This window comes from Bifidobacterium anseris (assembly GCF_002860345.1).
Lineage (GTDB): Bacteria > Actinomycetota > Actinomycetes > Actinomycetales > Bifidobacteriaceae > Bifidobacterium > Bifidobacterium anseris.
Genome location: NZ_NMYC01000001.1, coordinates 910,343 through 931,445, shown reverse-complemented (window position 1 = coordinate 931,445; position 21,103 = coordinate 910,343). Strand labels below are relative to the sequence as shown.

The window sequence follows — 21,103 nt, the reverse complement described above, 5'->3', positions numbered from 1 at the left end:
TCGTGCAGTCGGAGAACAGGTAGTACATGCTGGTGACGTGTACCCGGTNCCATTTGGCGAGGCCGGACAGGTCGGACAGGCTCGAGCAGTTGGAGAACAGGGCGCTCATGTTGGTGACTTGGCCCACGTCCCATTTGGCGAGGCCGGACAGGTCGGACAGGCTCGAGCAGTTGGAGAACAGGGAGCTCATGTTGGTGACGCGGCTCACGTCCCATTTGGCGAGGGCGGACAGGTCGGACAGGCTCGAGCAGTTGGAGAACAGGGAGTACATGTTGGTGACTTGGCTCACGTCCCAGGCGGCGAGGGCGGACAGGTCGGACAGGCTCGTGCAGTTGGAGAACAGGGCGCTCATGTCGGTGACTTGGCTCACGTCCCATTTGGCGAGGGCGGACAGGTCGGACAGGCTCGTGCAGTTGGAGAACAGGCCGTCCATGTCGGTGACTTGGCTCACGTCCCATTTGGCGAGGGCGGACAGGGATGCAAGGGATCTTTGCCCATAAAACAGATAACTTGAATCCTGATTCAGGATGATCGTACCTTGAGACTCGATGCGCGTCACATTCCTTCCGTACCAAGGAGCTCCACTCACACGGCCATTCGTGGAACCCAGTTCACCGCTATCGCCCGACTTGGGGCGAATACGAAGCACACCATCCTCATCCACGCTCCACAAGCATGTACCCCATTCACGCCATTGCCCATAGACCGCTTCCGTGGTCATATCAACCATGATCGGCATGGTTTCCGGATTCGGCTTCCACCCCAGAAACGCATTACCTGAATCATCTTCCGGTATGACAGGTGTTCTCACTGTTCCGTCAAGGATGGTGTTATGCACGATCATGCTTTCACCGGTGACGGTGGCATGATATCCGTAATAATTATCGTTCGAATTATTTGCCCGGAACCAGAAAGTCACCGTGTCCCCGTCCACTGTGAATATCTTGGTCTGCTTACTGGTGCCACCGAGTTTGCCGGTCAGTGATGCATCGCAACTCTCCTTTCCTCCAACGCCTTGATAGGCGCACACCCAGTCATACATGTTGTTTTCGGTCTGGTAAGTGAGGGACACATTAAGACTTGTCGCATTGGGTATCGTGACGACTTGAGTCGATACCACATTATTGCCATATGTGCCGGATTGCACGCCGTCATCGTTCACGTTGCGGGTGTGTGCGTATTTGGTTTCGGGATTGCCTTTCCATGCGCTACGGTATTTCACCTTGTTCTCGTGGCTGCCATCATCGAACGCATAGGTGTCACCGGACTGATAGGTGACGGTTGCCTCGTTGACAGTCCAACCGTCCTCCTCCGTATACCCTCCATCGGCTGGCTCGTCGGCAGTTGCGGCGGCTTCGGGCAGGGGTGTTTCGTCGGCTTGTTTAGTGTCCTCAACCGGGATAACCCTGTTCTCCGTGGTTGTATCATTCACTGCTGGTTTGACGGTCGGCTCGTATTCCACCAGTGTCTGCGTGATGCCGGTGTCTCGCTTGATCTCGTGAACCTTGGACTGTTCACTGTCCGTGTTCGCGCCCATGCTCGACACTCGGCCCAACCATTGCGAAGTGGTCATGGGAATACCCGGCATCATCACCGTAAGTCCCATGACAAGTGCAATCAGTGCGCGTACCATGATGCTCCTCTTCCTCTCGTTCTGTTCCGATCAACGAGTTGTTGTGTGTTGTGTGAATGTGGTGGGGGAGGGGAGTGCCGGGGCGGAGCCCCGGCACCCGTGTCAGTCGATCGAAGCGACTTCGGAAACCATGTAGGTGGTGCCGCCCGGCAGTTGGTCGATGATCTCGATCCAGCCTTCGGCGGGAACCGTGATGCGGATGCGGTTGTTCTTGACTTCGATCTCGCTGGTGGTTTCGTCCATGTGGTCGATTTCAAGGTCGGTGGCCTCAGGATTCTTCCACACCGGGGTCGAGGTCTTCACGGTCAGCTTGCCGGGCAGGCTCGCCCCCCTCGGCGCGTTGAACACGATCTCTACAGGGAATTGCGTGTCCCTGCGGGCCACGGTCTGTTCGTCATCCGTGATGTTCTTGACCACCTTCAGGCCGCCGTTCGCTGCTTGGTTCGTCCACACGAGCGGCTGGGACGGGTTGCTGAACTGTTGTGCGATGTTCAACGAGCCGTCGCCGTTGTCCGTCACAGTCACGGTGACGGTTTCCTCGTGGTTGTCCCAGATGATGCTCTTGTCCGCGGTATCGACCTGTTCTCGAACCGTGTAGGTCAGTGTCTGGCCGACGTTCTTCTCCGTGTAGGACAGGGCGGGGAATCGGGCTTCGCCGTTCGTGTCGGTGGTGGCGGTGGAGACGATGTTGCCTGCCGCGTCCACGAGTTCGAACGTGAACCGCTTCTTGGACAGGTCGCCGCCGATGAACTGTTTCGCTGCGGTCAGGTTCACCGTGCCGGATGCATGGTATTCGTTCCTGAACTCCGGCAGGTTCACGTTCTCACCGTCCTTGACCCGATAGGTGGGTATGGCGGTGATTGTGCCGTCGCCGTTATCCACGACCGTGACAGTTGCCTCATAGGTCGCTGTGCTGTACGTGTATCCGGGACGGTTGGCGTTCACCTCACGGATCGTGTACGTGTAGGTGCGTCCCACGTCCTCGTTCGTGTAGCCGATCTGGCTGAACTGGACTTTCCCGTTCTTGTCGTTGGTGGCCGAACGGATGACATCGCCGGCCTCGTCCATGACCTCGAAACGGAACTGGTTGGCGCGAAGGTCGCGGCCCTTAAGGGTCTTCTTGGCTTCCAACTGTGCCGAGCCGATGGTGGTGTACACGTTTTCGACTTCGGCCGCATGGTTGCCGCCGGATGTGACCGTACCGCTCATTCCGGTGCTGCTGCCGATCTGGAAGCCATTCGTGTCGCGTTCGACCCACACGTATTCGAAGCTGGACGGCACCTTATGCACAGTGATGGTCTCACCGTCACGGATGGTCACGGTTCCCCCGTTTTCGATGGTGCCCTTGCGATCGCCACGGCTGCTCGTCCACTCGTATCGGCCGGTCGCATACTCGTAGATGGGTGTGCCGTCCGTGCCGGTGCCGATCTTCTTGCGCAGGGTCAGTTCGAACGTGAACGGCGTGTCCTTGCTGGCGTCGGTCGTGTCGGTGGCGCGTTTGGTCAAGGTGATGTCGCCATACGGGTAGTACGTGTTGACGATGCCTTCCGCCGTGTATGTGGGGGTGTAGCCTTCCGTGTACTCCTCTTCGACCTCGTACACGTATGCGACGGTCTTGCCATCCACGCGATGGTTCTTCAACAGGTTTACGAACTGGTAGTGCCAGTTGCCGTTCGTGTCCGCATGGACGGTCTGTGACTTGATGCGCTTGCCGTCCTGCTTGAGCCAGACGGTGATGCTTGTCGGCCGGGTGTTCGGATCGGTCTCATTTTCCCATGTCTTGACGCCTTCGATGTTGACACGATCCGGTTCGTGCCGGTTCGTGGCGGTGATGGTGGCTGTATTGCCATCCTGTTTCACCGTGTTCGACACTTGATATCCATTGGGAACCGGCTCTTCGCGCAGTGTCCATTCGATCATGTCACCGTTCGGCAAGGTCTTGGGTAGATACTCGTATCGGTGCGTCCAATCGTTGCCGTTGTCCAACGTCACCGGCTCGCCATACGGTTCGCCGTTGCGCAGCAGTTGCATGGTCACGTTCGGCGTGCGCAGACCGTCACGATCGTCGTCATCGTCCCACATCTTGTTCACGTTCAGGTTGTACGGTTCCAAGCCGAGTTTCGTGTAGTCCTGATGGATGTAATGGTTGGATTCCTGCCCGCCGGAGGTGAAATGCGTGCTGGACATGTACACGTTGTTGTAGGCGTGCGCCTTGGCTTCGATCGCCTGTCTTGCCGTGTCGGAGTCGGGGGCGCGCATGCGGATGGTGAACTGGACGGACTGGTTGGCGTCAAGCACGAATTCGCTCCCGTCACTCTGGTGTCTGCAATCCACGGCGATTGCCTTGACTTCGGCGGGATTGGCGGGCATGCTTGTCGTCCACACGCCGGTGTCGTTCAGGTCGGGAAGATGCACGGTCTCGCCGTCGTCCTTGTATTGGGTCAGATCGACATGGCGGGTCGCGTAATACACGGTTGGTTCGATGCCCTTGCGTCTCAATGCTTCCACGTCCACTCCGAGGAAGGAGCCTTCCCACTGCCTGTCACCATGGTCGGGCTTGTCCGCCGTGGGCTTGTAAGCCTCCAGATCATCGTAGAACACGATGTTCTTCAGCCTCTCACCGTCCGCGTTCTCCATGCGGATGCGGTACTTGTAGGTGCCGCTCGTGGGGACGATGATGGACTGGGTCTCGTCGATTGAACCGTCCTTGTCCTTGTCCAAGCCGGTGCCCCAACGGCCGTCCACGTCGCTGGACACGTCCTTCTGCAAGCCGGTGAGCGCGTAGGTGCGTGCGTGGATGATGTTGCTTGCCTTCGCGTAGACGACAGACGGGTTGTCGTTGCCGTCCACGAGTCCGGTCATGAGGTCGGCCACGCCGGCCGTCGCGTCCTTGGAATACGTGTTGTTACCGGCGTCGGGATTGTCAGGCTCGCCTTTCATGCCGTTCACCGTGCCCAGATAGGGGGCGGCGGACGCATAGGCGATATGGTTATCGAGCTTGATGTCAATATCCTTCATCTCGTTCCATGTGTAGTAGCCGTCGAACGTGACCGAATGACGCTGTCCCCAACGGTAATCCTTATCGCTGTATGCGCCCTCATAGCGGGGCACCCATTGCGGTGCAGTGTTGTTGTCCACGGTGACAATGAGCATGGTTCGTCCCGAGCCACGCCAATTGTCCACGGTTCTGAACGACTTCAATCCGGGTGCGCTCACACTGTTCGCATTGAGACGGAAGCCCAATGGCAGCAGATCATAGTAAGTGCCCGACTCGTCCAATGGGAGCACATGATCGGCCATGACCTCCTCGTAGTCGTTCTTGGAGGTCTGGTTCGTGACCACGGTGACGGTCGCGGAATAGTTCACGCGCACCTGTTTGGCGATCTTGTCCGCCTGTCCTTGCGGCTGGGGTGTGCCGGTCTTGGTCATCCACACCGACTGTGCGGCGCTGGAGAGACGATCGACGCCCTGTGTGCGGTCGGAGTAGAGTGTGACGGTGGTCGGATTGCCGCTCGCCGCGCCCTGTACTTGGGTGATGGTCTCACCTGCCGTGTTGCGCACGTCCGTGTACCTGTTCGTATCCGAGTTCGCCATCAGATCCTGCACGGTTTTGACTACTTTGTCGGTGGCGCGGAAACGAATGGTCGCAAGCGCGCCGGTCAGGATGCCTGCGGCGGCGGTCTCGTATTCGCATTTCCATTCGGTCAGGCGCGCCCCCTGCGGGAATGTGATGGTCGCACCGTTCGCGGTGGCACCGTTATGTGCGGTGACGGTCGGAGTGGCCGCCAGCCCGTCGTCGCCCCATGTGACGGTCGCGTAATGCACCCATTCGCCTTCACCTGAACGGGCATGGTATTCCTGTGCCGGGCGTGCTACCGTGCTGTCTGTACGATAATTCCAACCGTAGTTGATGCTGCCGCCGTATGAATACATGCGCGGGGTGAGCACCCTGATCTTCGTGAATTCATAGTCGTCGGCGGTCAGCTTGTCACCGCCCGCGTTGTTCAGTTCGTTGAAGTAGATGCCGCCGTCGAAGTTCGTCACACGCACTGGCAGTTTGCCGTAATGCTCGGAGCCTATGATCGCGCATCCGCCGCGAGACCATGTGCCGTCCGTGGGGTTCTGCACCGGTGGTTGTGATTCGTCGCACGTCCACGGATACGGGTAATTGTGTGTGCCCACATTGTAGGTCAGATCGACGTCCTGCCCCTTGGCGAGACGGTTGAGCACATATGGGTATTGGCCGATGTGGCCGGAGGCCCCCAGATACGAGTAGTCGCCGTTGGAGCTGACGCCCGACTTGTAGCTGATGAAGTGGCCGGTGGGCACGCTCCACGGGTATTCGCGGTATACGTCGGTCGCCACGGCGTTTGTCGAGGTGACACGGTTCTTTCGGTATTCCTCACTCGATGGGTCGCTGCCTCCGTCGCCACGTTGGGTGAGGCTGTCGGCTGTGATCAGCGTGTAGTTCACATTGTTCTTGACCTGTTTGATGTTCACCGGCCCGCTCGGCTGCCCGTTCTTGTCGTAATCATACGCGAACTGCTCTTTCGGGTAGGCGCAATACGTGTGGTAGAAGAAGTTCGTCCCATTGTTTCGATACACGGCGCCGTTCGTCACGTTCTTCGCCGTCAGCGACTTGCGGTCGGCGCTGACGGTCGCGTTCGGGATGGTGGTGCCGACGATGATGCCGTCCGCGTACCGGTTGTCCGGCGTGTCCGGCTTGTCCGGGTCGATGATCTCGTTGAATGCGGGCGTATCCTCTACGTCAACGGTGAAGTATTGGTTTCCCGAGATGTAGGCGTAGGAATACCAGTCCACGTAATAGTAGTCGTCCGGGTTCAGACCGGCTGGCATCGTGAACCCGCTCGGCTTGCTCGTCACGACACCGCTGGAACGTTTCGTCGCGGAGCTGATCTTCTCATCCGTGATGATCTTCGCGTCGATCAGATTCGACGTCTTGGAAATCTCGTTGCCCTCATGGGTGGTGACCTCGATGACCGCGCCGAACTCGGCCGACAACGCGCCGGAGACGACTTCGGCGGGCACCACGTCATCCCAATACACTTCGAAGTAGCCTTGGTAGGCGGCCGGTATCGTCTGCGCGTTGGAGATGACGATCTTGTCGTCCACACGCTTGTAGGTGAGCACCGCGCCCTTGGCCGGGTCTTCAGGCACGGATATGTCGATCCGGCCCTCGTCCTTGCCGAACCTGTCCTTGAAGATGTTCAACGGTATGGTGAACCGCACGTCACCCGGCTCATACTGGTGTTGGCCGGACACGGAGAAATCCACGCGCGCGCCGAATGTCAGACCGGTGTTCGTGCTCGGCTGTTTGACCAATGTTTTCTCGCTGGTGTCCAACCATTTCGCGGTGATCTTCTCGATGGTCGTGCCATCCAGCGTGGGGCGATCGTCCTCTCCGTCGGCGTTTATTGCCGTCTTACCGACGTTCCTGTCCGTGACGAACAGTCTGTTGAGCAGTCCGCCGATCAGCGGCCATCCGCTGTATCGCTCCTGCGGCAACGGTTCGGCCTGCGTCGGCTTATATTCGCCGACAACCCCATCGAGCTTCGTGTCCTGTTCGGATTGCTTGGCGAGATCGTCACCGGTTATCATGTGCTCGCCGTCACCTTGCGTTGTTGCCTTGTTGTCCGCTTTCAACATCTGATCTGCCGTGGTGATCGTCGTGTTCGCCTTCACTGTGTGCAGCATGTTTGATCCGGTGGCGTACGCGCTTGTCGGCATGAGCAGACCGAACGCGACGGTGAGTGCGGTCAACGCCTTGAAAACTCGCTTACGCATGATGCCTACCTTTAGCTGTTTTGATGTTCGAATGCTTGCGGATGATATGGAAGATGACGGCGGCGGTGATTGCAATGACGAGAACGACCAGTGCCCAAATCAACGCCTGCAATCTGGTGTCTTTGACCGAATCCGCTGCGGGGGCGGGCGACGGTGTTCCGACCCTGTGCCCGCTGATGATGAGCCGGTGCGTATTCACGCCGATCGGGGTGCATGTGACCATGCTCACCCTTGCCGTTCCCGACTTGTCCGGCGCTGGTATCTGCGTGCGCATGTCACTGGGGTCATCGGTCTTCTTGGCTGTTGCCGAGGTTGCCGTGCGGGCTTTGGCTATTTCCTCTTGGAGTGCTTGTTCCACTTGGTCGGGTAGCACGGTTGTGATCGCATCCACTTGGTATGCGTGGGTTGTGCCGTAGACGTTCACATAGAAGTAAGCGCCTTGCCTCAGTTCGACGAGCCTGCTGAACAGCAAACCCTGCACACCTCCCGAATGGGCGGCGATCACGGAACTGGTGCCTTCCTGACCGACCGGCAACGCAGTGCCGTACATGTGACCCGCTCCCTTGTCGAGCACTGTGTCGAGGGTCGTATGGTAGATCGGCACGGTCACGCTGATGCCTGGTATGTTTAATGTGGCGATGGTGTTCCCACCCATGTTGATGTATTCGGAGTCGAGCAATTCCAACGGCTGCCCTTCTTCGTTGCGCATGTCCGCCGGAATGCTGGATCCGAATCGTTGCTCAAGACGGTTGTTGTATTCAATCGCGGTCTGGAACATTTCGGTTCGCTGCACCGTAGACCATCCTGACGTCTCGTGAACCGCGTCCTTTGCACTTTGCCTCACCATATGGTCATTGGCGAGGATATGATAGACGCTCCATGACAGGAGGAGTGAGCTGAGCAGGTACAACAGCCACGCGATGACGGTCACGGCGAGCAGTATCCGGTCTTCCGCAGTCCTGTACGCCTTGCGTCTGGCTGTGCTCATGCTGTGTGCTCACCCCTCCCCGGAGTTTCGATTGTCAAGCCATGCTTGATGTGGAGCCGTTCTCGTCGGACGTCTGCTTACGACGCAGTTTCACGCCGACGATCAGCAGTGTTGCGAACGCGCCAGTGGCGAGGGCAGCGCCGATGACCTTGCTGATCGTGCCGCCGGTCTGAGGCAGGTCGGAGATGTTCTTCGTGTTCTTCACCGTGACCTGTCCGACGTTGAACTCATGGCCGGAAACCGGTGCGTTCGTGTTCGAAGTGCCGTTGACGACGAAGTTGCCGAATGTGCCAGCATTCACGGCGGCGTCCACGCCATCCACTGTTCCGTCGCTGTTTGCGTCCTTCGGGGTCAGGGTGACAGTGAACGTGATTGGATTCGCGCCGAGGATATAGCCCTCCGGCGCCTGCGTTTCGGTGAATGTGTACACGGTCGCACCGGAGTTGTCCGCAGCCAGACCGTTGATCGTCACCGGTTTGACGGTGCCATTGTCGTCGTAGCCCACGCTGATCGAATCGACGCTACTGGCGTCCTGAGCACTACCGGCCTTGACCACCGTGTACTGGTCTCCATTGGCGCTCTTGATGAACTTGATCTTCGTGCCATTGACGGTCACAACGAACTTGGCTCCCAAAAGCTTGCGGGTTTCCATATCCGTCTTCTCGATGTCGAGTTTGACGTCGTAGAGGTTCACGTCGTCGGTGAGCGTGGCCTTGTCGTCGGCGACGTTCGGATTGTTGGAGAAGTCCAAGTCCACTGTGTTCAACGTGGTGTGCGCGTCATCGTTGGCAGTGTCCATCTTGAGGCTGGTGATGACACCATCGTAGGTGAGTTTGATCCGCTCTCCCTGATGTGCGATGATCGCTGCCTGGGTCAGTGCGACAATGAAATCGTTTGAATCCTCGGTGGTGGTGTTCTTTGCCTGTGTGTACTTGGAGGCATCCATGTCCGTCCATGTGGTGCCACCATCATTGCTGGACTGGAGCTTGAGATTGCGCACCGTGCCGTCCGTGTTGAACGGGTCGATGTTGTCCGACGGATTATCGGTGAACTGGAACGTGGTGGGCGTCCACGTCGGATAGTCCGTCTGATAGTTCGGCACGTTCGTGGTGATGGTGAACTGGCGGCTCGTGCCGATCTGGATAAGCTGGTCTGGGTGTTCGACCTCTTTATCCAAGGTGACTTTCTCGGCCTTGAGGTTCAATGCGCCGAGCGTGTAGGTCACATCCGTGTCGCCGTGTTTGGTGGATACCTGAGTGTAGATGGTGCCGCCCACGGTCGCGCCGGTTCCGGTGAGCATCGCACGGCTGATGGTCTGCCCTTTGCCGCGTCCCGCGTCCGTGTTCGGCGTGGTTTCGACGATGAGGTACAGTCCTTCCTGACCGTCGGGCACGTCGATGACCACCTTGCCATCTGAGCCGGTGGCGGTGATTGCCGGGTTAGAGGAAAGCGAACCCATCAGCGAGTCGGCCAGTTTGCGCACTGCCTCGGAGTCCGCGTTCGTGTTGCCATACACGTCACTGCCGTTACCGTAGAAATACTGTCCGATGAATTGGATCAGCGTCATGTTCTCGTATGCGCCTTGCAGGGTGATTGTCCCGCCCTTGACGGTGAACACGCTCTCCACACCACTCGGGTAGGCGGCAAGGATCGCCGTGGTCAGTGCCGCGTCGGTCACTCCGTCCGCTAGGGTCAGGTCGAAGCCGGTGATCTTACCGTCCTTGACCGCCACATCCTTGTAGTCGGCGATACGGATCGCTTTGAATGTGCGCCCGTCTACGGTGGGAGCGATCAGATTCGTGCCACCTGCGGGCGCGGTGATGGTGATGTCGTTGTTCGCCGGTGTTTCGTCGGCGTTGGCGATCAGGCCGGTTGCAAAGGTCGCCGTGATGGAAAGTAGGGCGATTGCGGCCAATCCAGTTCTTTTATGCATACTCACTGTCCTTCCTCGATGTTCGTTAATGGTGTCGTGGCGCTTGATGGTTCTTCTCTCTACGACGAACCGGTTTTGCAAGTAGACACAGAATTAGGCATATAGGAACTAAACGTGTTGTTTTAGGCTGCTAGTCGGTGCCGTTCGGGTAGCGGGTGGAGCTGTGGAATTCGTTCCAGTCGATGCCGTTGCCGAGGGTGGGTTGGATCGTCGATTCGCCATCGTCATCGGCGTCGTCGTCATCGGCGTCGGCGGCATGCTGGTCGTGTTCCTTGAGGATGCGGGCCGGGTCTGGTTTGGCGCTTTTCATGTAGCAGAGCCATTCGCAGGCGCGGCGCATGTGGTTCTCGGGCATGCCGCGGTGGTTGAGCAGCATGCGTTTGATCGCGGCGTTGAGGCCGCCCTCGAGCCGGTTGCCGTCGCGCGGCACCGGCCCGTACGCCTGTGGTTCGGGCTCGAGGAAGCAGAACAGGGAGCCGTCGCGGAAGAGGCGTTCAAGCCTGAAATAGGCGCGGCGCAGCCGCAGGTGCGTCCACCACCAGCCGCTTCTGGACGTGGCCGCCCTGGGGTCGTCGGGGTGCTCTCGGGCGAAGGTGCGTTCGGCGAGCATGTGCCGCCAGCGTTCGCGCCATGCGTTGAGCGCCTCGCCCCAGCGTGCGGCGTGGTCGGCGTCGTGGATGCAGGTGAGCGCGTCGGCGAGCCGTTTGAGCTCCCTGCCGGCCTCGAGGCGTGGCCGGCAGGTCAGATCCTGTCTGGTGTCGTGCTGTATGTGGATCAGGCATCGCTGGATGCGCGTGTGCGGCCAGCTCTCGGCGCAGGCTCTTTGGATGCCCTTCATGCCGTCACATACGAGCACGTCAGGCGGCGCGATCTGCGCGAACAGGGCGTTGTAGGCGGCGGTGCTCTCGCGTTCGCACCATTGCCAGGCGAGCACCTCGCCGCTGATGCCGTCGATCGCGGCCGGCAGGCACCAGCCGTTCATGTAGGTGCCGTCGGCCATGACCACGTGATGCACCACGCCGTCGGGCCGGATGGATGGTTCGAGCCGCCAGCACCAGCCGGTGCGCTTCCTGAAGTTGCGTGCGCTCTCGTGTCGCTTGCGCTGCGGGGCGGCCTCGAGCAGCCAATCGAGGAACTCGCCCAGCTGGGAACGGCGGGCCTTGTCGGCCCTGGGCGCCGTGGAGGCGAGCGCGCATGAGGCGCAACGCCATCGTTGGGTGCCCGAAGCGCTCCTTCCGTGCTTGATCATCGCCTCGCCGCATACCGGGCACCGCCGTGCCCTGATCGATTTCTTTCTCATGCCCGCGGCATACCCCGCATGGCGGAAAACGCGCCGTATTAATGAACAGACACAATAAAGAACCCACGACACGCCTACTGCCACAAGGCATGAGCGGCAACATAAACAACACGTCTAGTTCCTATATGCCAATAATTATAGTGAGGCGGTGGATCGCGTTTCAAATGTTGGTGTCAGCGTCATCGCCGGCATCGGTTGGTTTTGATTATACGGTCATGCCGCGGACGCCAGGGCGTCCGCGATGATCTGTTCGGCGCGTCGGCGGATCTCCTCGCCGATTTCGCAGGGCTTCGTGGCGTGCGGCGTCATGACGCGTCTCATGGCCGGTGCGGTCATGAAACGGCCATGCTCCCAGGCCTCGTTGATGTCGATGAGCACGGCGCCGACCAGACGCAGCAGCGATTCTCGCGATGGGAAGATATGCACGGCGCGGGTGCGTCGCTTGATCTCGCAGTTGGCGCGTTCCTGCACGTTGTTCGTGCGCAGACGCACCCAGTGCTCGGCAGGGAACGCCAGATGCGCCAGCGCGTCCTCGCGTGCGTCCTCGAGCAGCTCGCCGGCCCTGCGGTCGATCGCGCCGACCTGGCGCACGGCCTCGTCATAGGCCGCGCGGGCCATGGCCTCGTCCGTCTGGCGCATGACCTCGCTCACGGCCCGGCCGATGCGCGCCCGATCCGCCTTATGGCGCACGCGGCCGGCCAGATCGCGCTGCAGGTGCACCATGCACCGCTGCCACGCCGCACCCGGGAACACCTCCGCGATCGCGCGTTTCAGACCCGCGTGTGCGTCCGAGACCACGCGTGCCACGCCGTTCACGCCCCACCGGCGCAGGGAAAGCAGGAAGCCCTTCCACGAGTCGTACGACTCGGTGTCCACCAGGTCGAAGCCCACGAAACGCTTGGCGCCGTCCATGAACGCGCCGATCGCGGTGACGGTGGCCTGCGAGCACACGCGCGAGTCGTCGTCGCGGCACTTGACGTAGGTCGCGTCCAGCCACAGATACGGCACCGGCGAATCGTATTCGGCCATGCGCAGTGCGCCCACCTCCCCGTCCAGCGACCTGAGCATGCGCGAGACGGTCGACGGGCTCAGCCTGCCGAACTCGAGCTCCTAGGCGACCTTCTCGATCTTGCGGGTGCTCATGCCGTTGACGTACGACTTCGAGACCACGCCCACCATCGCGCGGTCCACGCGCGAGTAGGGACGCATCACGCGTTCGGGGAAATACGTGTCCTCGCGCAGCTTGGGCACCCGCAGCGTGATCTCGCCGATCACGGTCTTCAGCCTGCGTTCGCGGTAGCCGTTCCTGCGGTTGCCCTCGCCCGGCAGCTCGTCGGCCTCGAGCTCCATCGCGTGGTTGATCACCGTCTCGATCAGGTCCACCGCCAGACGGCGGAAATCGATCAGGCCGTCTTCGCCCAGCGGCATCTGGTCCATCGTCAGGGCCACGTCATCGGATACACTTGTCATCAGGGTCATCTCCTTTGCGAATCAGTTTTTTAGGCTTAACCGATTCTAGGCGATGACCCCTTTTCACATCCGGGCCTGACACCAACATTTGGCACACAACCTGAGTTGCGACGTACGGAAATTGTCTGGAGCGGGGAAGAGATAGCGTTTTATGACGAAATGGCCAAGCAGGCGAGTGTTCTGGAAATGACCGTACAGGAATACATCAAGTATATTCTCGAAAAACGGCAATAGGATGTTCGCCCTGTTCATGCGATGGCGCCGGATGGCGTTTTGCTGGATGCGCTGATGATGCGTAGGCATGCGGTTCATTGGGCGTCTTCTTGCTTCGTGCGGCGATGGCTTCGTTGTGGGGACGAGATGTTGTTTTTCTCATCTCGCGGCTGATGTATGGCTTGCTGGTTCGTGTTGTGTCATGCGTTGCAAGGACTCCGAAGACGTCGTCTGTGAGCGAATCGTTGATGCAGGCGATATCCTTGCGCTCGTTGCCGGATAGGCGCTTATGGGTTCTGCGGAGGGAAAAACGCCGTGAGACGATGACGGCGTGAGGGGAGGAACGGAAGGGTTTGCCGTGTGTCACAGTAAACAGTGACGGGAGGCCGTTTTTCCGTTATGCTGTTGCCTATGTGTGGAATCGTAGGTTATGCAGGTAATGTGAACTCCCCGTCGATGCGGCCGCTCGAAGTGTGCCTCCAAGGCCTCCAGCGCCTTGAGTACCGGGGCTATGATTCGGCCGGCGTGGCGCTGACGGCACCGGGCATGGAGCGTGTGGCCGTGCGCAAGAAGGCGGGACGGCTGTCCAATCTCATCGACGACATCAAGGCCGATCCGCTGCCGGAGGCGACGGTCGCGATCGGACATACGCGCTGGGCGACGAACGGCGTGCCAAACGACGTCAACGCGCATCCGCATTCGAGCCGCGACGGCAAGGTCGCAATCATCCACAACGGCATCATCGAGAACGCCTCGCAGCTGCGCCTCGACCTGCAGGCCGAAGGCTACCGCTTCGCGTCGAGCACCGACACCGAGGTCGCCGCGAAGCTGCTGGGCAAGATCGTCGACAACGTCATCGCCGAAACTGGCGAACCCGACCTGTTCGAGGCGATGCGCCGTCTGGGACGCATGCTCGAGGGCGCGTTCACGATCCTGGCGATCGACTGCCGCCAGCCGGGCGTCGTCGTCGGCGCGCGCCACGACTCGCCGCTCGTCGTCGGACTCGGCGACGGCGAGAACTTCCTCGGCTCCGACGTGGCCGCGTTCGTCGCATACACGAAGACGGCGATGGAGATCGACCAGGACCAGGCCGTCATGATCACGGCCGACGGCGTGACCGTAACCGATTTCGACGGCAACACGGTGTCCGACCCGGCCGTCTACGAGATCGACTGGGACGCGTCCGCCGCCGAAAAGGGCGGCTGGGACTCGTTCATGGACAAGGAGATCCACGAGGAGCCGGCCGCCGTGCAGCGCACATTGTTCGGCCGTCTCGACGACGACGGCAACATCAACCTCGACGAGGTGCGCATCGACGAACACGACTTCAAAGCGATCGACAAGATCATCGTCATCGGCTGCGGCACGGCGAGCTACGCCGGCATGGTCGCCAAATACGCGATCGAACATTGGGTGCGTATCCCCGTCGAGGTCGAGCTCGCGCACGAGTTCCGCTACCGCGACCCGATTCTGACGCCCCGCACGCTCGTTGTCGCGATCTCGCAGTCGGGCGAGACGATGGACACGTTGATGGCGCTGCGACACGCGCGCGAACAGGGCTCGAAGGTCCTCGCGATCTGCAACACGCAGGGTGCGAGCATTCCGAGGGAGTCCGACGCCGTGCTGTATACGCACGCCGGCCCGGAGGTCGCCGTCGCCTCGACGAAGGCCTTCGTGGCTCAGATCACGGCCGCCTACATCCTCGGCCTGTACCTCGCGCAGCTCAAGGGCACCGTCTTCCGCGACGAGATCCACCAGACGCTCGATTCGCTCAAGGCGATGCCGCAGAAGATCCAGTGGGTGCTCGACACGCAGCCGCCGCGCGTCGCCAAGGCCGCCGAGCAGCTCGCCGACGCCAACTCGTTCCTGTTCCTCGGCCGCCATGTCGGCTATCCGGTGGCGCTCGAAGGCGCGTTGAAGCTTAAGGAGATTGCCTACACCTTCACCGAGGGCTTCGCCGCCGGCGAGCTCAAGCACGGCCCGATCGCGCTCGTCGACGAAGGCGAGCCGGTCGTCTTCATCGTGCCGCCGGCGCGCGGACGCAACATCCTGCACGCGAAGGTCATCTCCGGCATCGAAGAGGTCAAGGCGCGCGGTGCGTACATCATCGCCGTCGCCGAGGAAGGCGACAAAGACGTCGAACGCTACGCCGACATCATCTTCTGGCGTCCGCAGTGCCCGACGCTGATGAGCCCGCTCGTCGACGTCGTCCCGCTGCAGCTGCTCGCGATGGACATCGCCAACCAGAAGGGCTATGACGTCGACAAGCCGCGCAACCTCGCGAAGTCGGTCACCGTCGAGTGAGCACGCCACGGCGTCACCGCTGGGTCGTCGATGAGCCCGACATCCCCTTCGCGATGCCGGTGCTGTACGAGGACGCGGCGATCATCGTCATCGACAAGCCGCATTTCCTCGCGACGATGCCGCGCGGCATGTGGTATCGGCAGACGGCGCTGATGCGGCTGCGCGCACAGTACGACGACCCGAACATCACGCCCGCCCACCGGCTCGACCGGGCGACGGCGGGCGTGCTCGTCTTCGTGCGCGACCCGGCGGCGCGCGGCGCCTACCAGACGATGTTCCAGGAGCGGCGTGCCGTGAAGACCTACGAATGCGCGGCGCCGCTGCGTCCGGCGTCGAGGCCCCGCACCGGCACCGTGCGCCGCCTCGAGCCGCCGCGCCCGTTCCCGCTCGAACGTCGTTCGCGCATCGTCAAGACGCGCGGCGTGCTGCAGGCGTGCGAGACGCCCGGCATCGTCAACGCCGAAACGTACATCGAACGCGCACAGTCGCTTGGACACGCTGTTGACGGCACGCCGATCGCCCGCTACGTGCTGCGACCGCGCACCGGCAAGACGCATCAGCTGCGCGTGCACATGAACGCGCTCGGGCTGCCGATCGTCGGTGACGACCTCTATCCGGCGATCGAGGAACGCGCGTCGGACGACTTCTCCCGCCCGCTCGAACTCGTCGCGCGCCGCCTCGAGTTCGCCGATCCGCTGAGCGGCGAACGTCGCGTCTTCACGTCGCAGGTCCCGCTGCTGCACGGGTGACGCGGCGCGTGTTGGTCGTCGGTCGGCTGTTTTTGATCGTCGATTGTTCACGGATCGCTTGTGCAGGTAGCGCAAAACAGTTCCGCGGCTGCCCGGATTTGCTACAACGGTAGTGACCAAGGAGCAGACATGGGATATGCAATCACGATGTGCGTCGTCGCGCTCGCGGCCTTCGCGGCGATCGCCTACGTGCTCGGACGCGACAACGGCGAACGCGAGGAGCGCTACTTCGCCGGCATCGACGCGGACAAGCAGGACGAGCTCTACCGCACGCCGATCATCTACGACGACGACAAGCGCAGCAGCTGGCATCAGAAGGGAATCGTCAACCACATCGATCCGAAATCGGACGGCACCGCCGACGTGCGGATCCTGTGGTACAACGCCCATCCGAGCAAGACGGCGCGCAAGACCGAGACCGGCGTGGACAAGGTCAGCGTCCCGCAGCAGCGTCTCGCCTCGAACGGCGTCAAGGAAGGCGACATCGTGCGCATCGCCGTGCGCCCCGACGAAGGCGTCAGCATCGATATCTGACGCATGGGCGGCCGTCGTCATGCAGCCGTCTGCGGGCGGCTGCATGACGACGGCCGATAGCGCACATCGGCTATATTGAAACGGTGCAGTTTTTCCGCTTTGCGAAGATCCGCTTTCCGAGGACCGTCGGCGCGCGCCGACGGCTGACGCGTGCGCTCGCGGCGCTCCTCGCGCTCGCCGGCGCCGTGTCCGCAGCCGGCTGCGGACACGGCGACACGCGCACGCAGATCAGCGTGTGGTCGTGGGAGCCGAGCATGGCCGCGCTCATCCGGGGATTCGAGAAGGACAACCCGGACATCCACGTCACGCAGATCGGCACCGCCGACTATGCGAAGCTCAACTCGGCGATCCAGGACGGCTACGGCACGCCCGACGTCGTGCAGCTCGAATACTTCGCGCTGCCGCAGTACGCGGTCAGCGGACAACTGCGCGACCTGACCGACCGTACGAAGGGGTACGGCGATTTCTACACGCCCGGCTCGTGGGCGTCGGTGCAGTTGGCGGGCCGTGTCTACGGCGTGCCGATGGATTCGGGCCCGATGGCCTTCTTCTACAACGAGGACGTGTTCCGCCAGGCCGGCGTCGACGCGACGAAGATCCGCAGCTGGGACGACTATCGCGAAGCCGCCGTGAAACTCAAGGACATCGGCGTGTCGATCGCCGCCGACGCCGGCGACGCGAGCTTCTACAATGCGATGATCTGGCTCGCCGGCGGCACGCCCTACCATACGAGCAAGGACGGCAAGGACGTCTCGATCACGCTCGATACCGACGCCGGCACGCAGGCCTTCACCGAGTTCTGGCAGCAGATGATCGACGACGACCTCGTCGACACGACGCTCGTCACCTGGTCGGACCGTTGGAAGCAGGCGCTCGGCTCGGGACGGGTCGCCTCTGTCTTCGCAGGCGCGTGGATGCCGTCGCTGCTGCTCGCCGACGTGCCCGGCACGGCCGGCCTGTGGCGCGTCGCGCAAATGCCGACGCGAGACGGGAAGGCGACGAACGCCGAGAACGGAGGATCCGCGCTCGGCGTGCTCAATTCGAGCCGCAAACCCGACGCCGCGTTCCGGTTCGTCGACTACGTATGCCACAGCCGCGCCGGCATCCGCACGCGCGTCGACGGCGGCTCATTCCCGGCGGACAACGCGACGCTTGACAGCGACGCGTTCCTCGACAAGACGACCGTCACCGACGCGCGCGGCATCGACGTGCCGTATTTCGGCGGCCAGAAGTTCAACCGCGTGCTCGCGCAGGCCGCGGCCCGCGTGAGCACGCGCTTCAGCTACCTGCCCTTCGAAGTGTATGCGCGCGCCGACTTCCGCGCGACCGTCGGCACTGCGTACACGTGGGCGAACGAGGCGGAACGCTACAACGACGCGATACGCCGCCTGCAGGAGGGGCTCGTCGACGTCAAGGACCTGCCCGCCAAGCCGGGCGCGAAGGTCACGCTGCGCGACGGCATCGCGCTATGGCAGACCGATCTCAAGGAGTACGGCGCCAACCAGGGCTTCACGATGCACTGAGCCGCGCGGCTCACACGTTGCGCCGCCAGATTGCGAGCATCCCCTTGAAGATGAGGTCGGGGTCGACGATGTCGATCATCGGCGTCTCGATGACGCGCGCGAGTCCGCCGGTGGCGATGACGCGGAAGTCGTCGTCGATCTCGCGGTGGAACTGCGTGATGATCCGTTCGATGCCACCGAGGAAATCGTAGTAGAGACCCGCCTGGATCGCGCTCGTCGTATTCTTCGCGAGGATCGTCGTCGGTCGCGCGATCTGCACCTCCGGAAGCTGCGCCGTCGCCGAGGCGAGCGCCTCCGAGGCCGTGCGGATGCCGGTCGTCACGAGGCCGCAGGTGATCGTGCCGTGTGCGTCGACGTAGTTGTACGTCGTCGCCGTGCCCATGTCGATGACGAGGACGCGCCCGCCGTAGCATGCGTAGGCGCCCGCGCAGTCGGCGAGGCAGTCGGCGCCGAGCGAACGCGGGTCGTCGATGCGGATGTTCATGCCCGTCCTGATGCCGGGGCCGACGACGATCGGGTCGACGTCGAGGAACTTGATGATGCTCGACGTGAACGAATGCATGACCTTTGGCACGACGGAGGCGATGATGACGTCGTCGACGTCGGCCGGCTTGAGCTTGTTGAGCGCGAGGAACTGCAGCAGCATCAGGCCGTACTCGTCCGACGTGTGGTTCGCCTTCGTCGTGACGCGGTAGGTGCCGAAGATCCGTTCGTCGTCGTCGACGAATCCCATGACGATGTTCGTGTTGCCGATATCGACCGCGATCAGCATATGCGCTCCTTTGCTTGGTGATGACGCCGCGCCTGGCACGGCAGATATGGACCGTCCTCTACAATAACGCGTGGTGGCCGACCCATCGAGGCGGCCAACCGCCCGCCGCGTGCCGACTGCGCCCGTAAGCGGGGAACCCGACCAACGAAAACGAAAGACCAGAAGATGGCATCACCAGATGGTGCGCACGGCGAGGCCGGCGCAACCGAGAACCAGCACAGCAACCAGCAGCCGCAGCAGGCGGACACGAACACTTCGATGACGACGGATGCGTCGCTCGCCGCGAAGTCGAAGCGGCCGGGCGGCCCGCGTAAGGCGGCGCCGTGGATCGGCGTCGTCCTTGTCGTCGCCGTCCTCATCGCCGTCGTCTTCGGCGTGCGCGCCGCCAACTCGCACGGCGGCGGCAAGGCGGACGGCGGCGCCGCGTCGAGCGTCGCGATCGGCCTCAAGCTTGCGCCGACGAACCTCGACATCCGCAACACGGCCGGCTCGAGCCTCGACCAGATTCTCATCGGCAACGTCTACGAGGGGCTCGTCGCGCGTGACAGCGAGAACAAGGTCGTCCCGGCGCTCGCGAAAAGCTGGGAGGTGTCCGACGACGGCCTCAAGTACACGTTCCATCTGCGAGACGGCGTGAAATTCTCGAACGGCGACGCGTTGACGGCCGAGGACGTCGTCTGGTCGCTCGACGAACTCGTCTCCAAGCAGTACCACGACGCCGACTCGCTCAAGAACCTCGAGATGGTCGGCGCGAGCGGCGACGACACCGTCGTCATCACATTGTCACAGCCGTATTCGCAGCTGCTGTGGGCGCTCACCGGACGCGCCGGACTTGTCTTCGACAAGGACGCGAAGTACGTCGCGAAGACGCAGGCCGTCGGCTCCGGCCCGTACCTCGTCAAGGACTTCAAGCCGAACACGATGATCACGTTCGAGGAGAACCCGACGTACTGGGGCGCCAAGCCGAAGACACCGACGGTCGTCGTGCGCTACTACGCCGACGACAACGCGGCCGTCAACGCGCTCAAGTCGGGCGAGGTGCAGGTGCTCGCGCCGATCAGCGCGCAGCTGGCCGAGCCGTTCAGGAAGGACACGGCCAAATATGTCGTCAAGACCGGCGAAGGCACTGACAAGTACGTGCTCGGCATGAACAACGCGGCCGGCAGGCCGACGGCCGACAAGAAGGTGCGTCAGGCGATCCGCTACGCGATCGACCACGACCAGCTCATCGCGGCACGCGGCGGCGTCGACAAGGCGCTCGGTGGCCCGATCCCGTCGCTCGACCCCGGCTATGAGGACCTGACGAAGCTGTACCCGCACGACGCGGCCAAGGCGGAAGCGCTGCTCAAGGAGGCCGGCTACACGAAGGACCATCCGCTCAAGCTCACGCTCACCTACGCGAACACCTACGGCAGCGAGATCGGCGACCAGCTGCGCTCGCAGCTCAAGGAGGTCGGCATCGACCTCAAGGTCAACGTCGTCGAGTTCTCGACATGGCTGCAGGACGTGTACACCGACAAGGACTACGACCTCTCGCTCGTCGACCACAACGAAAGCCACGACTTCACGCAGTGGTCGAACCCCGACTACTACTACGGCTACGACAACAAGGACGTCCAGAAGCTCACCGACGAGGCGCTGCACGCGACCGACGACGCGACGCGCGACGAGAAGCTCGCGAAGGCCGCGCGCATCGTCAGCGAGGACGCGGCCGCCGACTGGTTGCTCAACTACCGCATCACGACGGCGATGGACAAGGGCGTGACCGGCTTCCCGCTCAACATGAACCAGACGTATCTGCCGCTGTGGAACGTCGCCTACACGCCGGCGAAGTGACGCCGTGCGCCGACTGATTTCCGATGATCCCCGATGATCCCTG

Annotated in this window: 12 protein-coding genes and 1 pseudogene; 5 read left to right on the top strand and 8 right to left on the bottom strand. The window is 61.9% G+C overall.

The genetic code is table 11. The features are described 5' to 3' along the window. The 7 genes and pseudogenes from CGZ88_RS09240 to CGZ88_RS08855 form a co-directional block, all read right to left on the bottom strand. The coding region (locus CGZ88_RS09240) for a BspA family leucine-rich repeat surface protein (RefSeq protein ID WP_423734406.1) at nucleotides 1–721 on the bottom strand (721 nt) is incomplete at its 3' end. Nucleotides 722–1,735: 1,014 nt separating this feature from the next. Then, nucleotides 1,736–7,438, bottom strand: a complete 5,703-nt coding sequence (locus CGZ88_RS03860; protein ID WP_101671079.1) for a Cna B-type domain-containing protein — start codon at nucleotides 7,436–7,438, stop codon at nucleotides 1,736–1,738. Beyond that, on the bottom strand, nucleotides 7,431–8,426 hold the full coding sequence (locus CGZ88_RS03855) for a sortase (RefSeq protein ID WP_243390048.1): 996 nt from the start codon (nucleotides 8,424–8,426) through the stop codon (nucleotides 7,431–7,433). The genes CGZ88_RS03860 and CGZ88_RS03855 overlap by 8 nt, the downstream gene beginning before the upstream one ends. A gap of 34 nt (nucleotides 8,427–8,460) precedes the next feature. Continuing rightward, nucleotides 8,461–10,341 (bottom strand): isopeptide-forming domain-containing fimbrial protein, encoded by a 1,881-nt coding sequence (locus CGZ88_RS03850; RefSeq protein WP_101671078.1) that lies wholly within the window; start codon nucleotides 10,339–10,341, stop codon nucleotides 8,461–8,463. A gap of 148 nt (nucleotides 10,342–10,489) precedes the next feature. Further along, nucleotides 10,490–11,659, bottom strand: a complete 1,170-nt coding sequence (locus CGZ88_RS03845; protein ID WP_101671077.1) for an IS1249 family transposase — start codon at nucleotides 11,657–11,659, stop codon at nucleotides 10,490–10,492. A gap of 213 nt (nucleotides 11,660–11,872) precedes the next feature. Next, nucleotides 11,873–13,087 (bottom strand): annotated as a pseudogene (locus tag CGZ88_RS03840) (IS256 family transposase). 247 nt (nucleotides 13,088–13,334) lie between these two features. After that, complete coding sequence (locus CGZ88_RS08855) at nucleotides 13,335–13,709, bottom strand: hypothetical protein (RefSeq protein WP_133120890.1); 375 nt, start codon at nucleotides 13,707–13,709, stop codon at nucleotides 13,335–13,337. A gap of 44 nt (nucleotides 13,710–13,753) precedes the next feature. Between CGZ88_RS08855 and glmS the strand changes: the two genes are divergently transcribed. From glmS to CGZ88_RS03815, 4 genes are all read left to right on the top strand, one after another. Then, nucleotides 13,754–15,646: a glutamine--fructose-6-phosphate transaminase (isomerizing) gene (gene glmS / locus CGZ88_RS03830; RefSeq protein ID WP_101671075.1), complete on the top strand. Its 1,893-nt coding sequence runs from the start codon at nucleotides 13,754–13,756 to the stop codon at nucleotides 15,644–15,646. Nucleotides 15,647–15,699: 53 nt separating this feature from the next. Next, nucleotides 15,700–16,395: a pseudouridine synthase gene (locus CGZ88_RS03825; protein ID WP_101671137.1), complete on the top strand. Its 696-nt coding sequence runs from the start codon at nucleotides 15,700–15,702 to the stop codon at nucleotides 16,393–16,395. Between the two features lie 129 nt (nucleotides 16,396–16,524). Further along, complete coding sequence (locus tag CGZ88_RS03820) at nucleotides 16,525–16,929, top strand: hypothetical protein (protein WP_101671074.1); 405 nt, start codon at nucleotides 16,525–16,527, stop codon at nucleotides 16,927–16,929. Between the two features lie 143 nt (nucleotides 16,930–17,072). Then, complete coding sequence (locus CGZ88_RS03815) at nucleotides 17,073–18,452, top strand: ABC transporter substrate-binding protein (protein WP_243390057.1); 1,380 nt, start codon at nucleotides 17,073–17,075, stop codon at nucleotides 18,450–18,452. Between the two features lie 10 nt (nucleotides 18,453–18,462). Here the strand turns inward: CGZ88_RS03815 and CGZ88_RS03810 are convergent, their stop codons facing one another. After that, nucleotides 18,463–19,224 carry a type III pantothenate kinase gene (locus tag CGZ88_RS03810; protein ID WP_101671073.1) on the bottom strand — a complete coding sequence of 254 codons (762 nt, stop codon included), beginning with the start codon at nucleotides 19,222–19,224 and terminating at the stop codon, nucleotides 18,463–18,465. 165 nt (nucleotides 19,225–19,389) lie between these two features. Between CGZ88_RS03810 and CGZ88_RS03805 the strand changes: the two genes are divergently transcribed. Further along, nucleotides 19,390–21,060: an ABC transporter substrate-binding protein gene (locus CGZ88_RS03805; RefSeq protein ID WP_101671072.1), complete on the top strand. Its 1,671-nt coding sequence runs from the start codon at nucleotides 19,390–19,392 to the stop codon at nucleotides 21,058–21,060. Nucleotides 21,061–21,103: the final 43 nt, after the last annotated feature.

Bases quoted from the DNA above. Each gene is read 5' to 3' on its own strand.
- CGZ88_RS03825 (WP_101671137.1), top strand. From the start codon at position 15,700: ATGCCGGTGCTGTACGAGGACGCGGCGATCATCGTCATCGACAAGCCG.
- CGZ88_RS03855 (WP_243390048.1), bottom strand. From the start codon at position 8,426: ATGAGCACAGCCAGACGCAAGGCGTACAGGACTGCGGAAGACCGGATA.
- CGZ88_RS03845 (WP_101671077.1), bottom strand. From the start codon at position 11,659: ATGAGAAAGAAATCGATCAGGGCACGGCGGTGCCCGGTATGCGGCGAG.
- glmS (WP_101671075.1), top strand. From the start codon at position 13,754: ATGTGTGGAATCGTAGGTTATGCAGGTAATGTGAACTCCCCGTCGATG.
- CGZ88_RS03810 (WP_101671073.1), bottom strand. From the start codon at position 19,224: ATGCTGATCGCGGTCGATATCGGCAACACGAACATCGTCATGGGATTC.
- CGZ88_RS03805 (WP_101671072.1), top strand. From the start codon at position 19,390: ATGGCATCACCAGATGGTGCGCACGGCGAGGCCGGCGCAACCGAGAAC.
- CGZ88_RS03820 (WP_101671074.1), top strand. From the start codon at position 16,525: ATGGGATATGCAATCACGATGTGCGTCGTCGCGCTCGCGGCCTTCGCG.
- CGZ88_RS03860 (WP_101671079.1), bottom strand. From the start codon at position 7,438: ATGCGTAAGCGAGTTTTCAAGGCGTTGACCGCACTCACCGTCGCGTTC.